1 protein-coding gene is annotated in these 1,486 nt (G+C 43.2%); it reads right to left on the bottom strand.

The window, feature by feature from the left end; genetic code table 11:
* On the bottom strand, positions 1-1,486 hold a 1,486-nt coding region (locus DFP80_RS20530; RefSeq protein ID WP_158601398.1), incomplete at both ends, for a TonB-dependent receptor plug domain-containing protein.

The raw sequence follows: 1,486 nt of genomic DNA, 5'->3' as shown, positions 1-1,486 counted from the left end.
CGCCCAACAATATTCGCATAGTCATTAAAGCTTGAGTCTCCTGCATCAATCCGACTTTGGCGTAAATCGTCAAAACTCCAAAAAGACTGGTAACGCATTCCTGCATCGATAGTAAGGGCGTTTGTTGGTCGCCAATTAAAATTGAAGTCAAACTCTGTTTCTTCACGGCGTCCCGCTTGGGGTAACGCTCGAAAAGTACCAGTGATCTCTGGGTCTCCGTATTCATCATCTGAGCTTAGGGTTTCGTGTTGATAGCGCCCGCCTAATGTGAGATCTAAGTTATCTCTTAATGCAAAAGTGTTACTTAACGTGATGCCCTTACGGCTTTCATTGGCATTCCTAACGGCCGTATTGCGCAAAGTGGTATCGCCACTTTCATCCCAATCATACGGATCATTTGGGTAGCCACCAGATGTATAGGTGTTACTAACTGTATCTGTTTTCCAAATGTTGGCATGAAGATTTAGTAAATCATTATTTTCAGGATTAAGGTTGTATTCTAAGTTATAAGCTTTGCTGTCAACCTTACTAAGTGGCCACTGCGGAACACTTCCGTCTGCCGCTTCTTCCCATGGAATACGAGATGGCATTATTTCACCATAAATTGTGCTTGAGTCTCTGTAACCAAACTCTAGATTATGATTCTTGTCGAATTTTAGTTTTACCTTAGTAAGGTAGGATTCCATTTCACTAGAGGTGTTTGGTATTTCATCCCCTGGCTCATAAATATTAGCCAAATCAGGAATCATATTATTTTGTAAATCATCAGAACCACGAGAATAGAAGCCGCTGTTATTTTTACCAGAAAAATGATTGCCTTTTTTACGATATGCGTACGCTCCAACTACGTCGATATAGTCTTGACGTGTTCCCACCGCAAGGCGATAGGCATAATCATTAAAACTATTTTGCCCGCCACTACGTGGCGTCGTTTGTAGTGTAGGGTCATAAGGATTAGTAGAAGTACCGAAACCAGGAATGTCTAAATAAGATTGCCCTGTTGATAAACTAGGTTCATTCACAGAGACAGCATTGTTGCTGCCTTCAACTTTAATTTCTCCACCGACAGTTTTTCCAGGTTTCACAATATCGTCTACTGATAAGGTATTCGCAACAATGGCGCCACCGGTCCCCGTATGGACATTCTTTTCTAGGCTAGGTCCTTTAATCGCCTGAATACTGCCTATCAAATTTGGATCAATATAACTGCGGTTATTGGCTCCGTTGTAACCACGATAAATAGTAATGGCCTGCTCTGTACCGTCTATGGTGACAGGGACTCGACCAGGACCTTGAACACCACGAATGTTTGGATCAAGACCGCCGCTGTTGCGTCCGTCAGCACTGTAAACACCTAGCATCCCAGTGATCATGTCGGAGGGAGATGAACCTTTGAATCGCTCTAATTCTGTTTTCCCGACATAGGCCGTTGATGAGTTTCTGTCATAAACGTCGTCGTAGCCTTTTTGGTCACGGGCGCTCATGT

Source organism: Marinomonas rhizomae, assembly GCF_003315485.1.
In the GTDB taxonomy this organism is placed as follows: domain Bacteria; phylum Pseudomonadota; class Gammaproteobacteria; order Pseudomonadales; family Marinomonadaceae; genus Marinomonas; species Marinomonas rhizomae.
Note: the sequence above shows the minus strand (reverse complement) of the source record. Positions and strands in the feature narration are given on the sequence as shown.